Genomic DNA, 460 nt, shown 5'->3' with positions numbered 1-460 from the left:
CCCCCTCTGTCGCCTTCGGCGACGTCTCCCCCTCGAGGGGGGAGATTGCTGGCGCTTTCGTCATCACCGCCGAAACCGCTGCCGACGTTTCGGCGCGCGAGGCTTTGCTCGATCGCGCCATGGGGCCGAAGCGCCGGAAAAAATCGTCGGAAAAGCTGCGGCGCGGCCGCCGGCCTTCGGAAGGCCTGGCCTTTATCGCGCGCGATGCATCGGGCGGGGTCACTGGCACCGTGCGGCTATGGGATGTGGTGCTGGGCGAGGGCGGTAGGTCAGCCCTTCTGCTTGGCCCGCTCGCCGTCGATCCGACAATCAAGAATGCCGGCATCGGCTCGGCGCTGATGCGCCATGCAATCGCTGAAGCCGCCCGCCTCGGCCATGCGGCGATCCTGCTGGTCGGCGATGCGCCCTATTACGAGCGCTTCGGGTTCTCGGCGGAGAAGACCGGCGCCCTGGCCATGCC

General features: G+C 68.3%; 1 protein-coding gene. It reads left to right on the top strand.

The features are described 5' to 3' along the window. Positions 1–44: 44 nt before the first annotated feature. On the top strand, positions 45–460 hold a 416-nt coding region (locus EOA86_RS38040; protein WP_164892480.1), incomplete at its 3' end, for an N-acetyltransferase.

The sequence above is a fragment of the Mesorhizobium sp. M5C.F.Ca.IN.020.32.2.1 genome, from assembly GCF_004023105.1.
GTDB classification, from domain to species: Bacteria; Pseudomonadota; Alphaproteobacteria; order Rhizobiales; family Rhizobiaceae; genus Mesorhizobium; species Mesorhizobium wenxiniae.
This window is presented reverse-complemented; position numbering and strand designations above follow the sequence as displayed.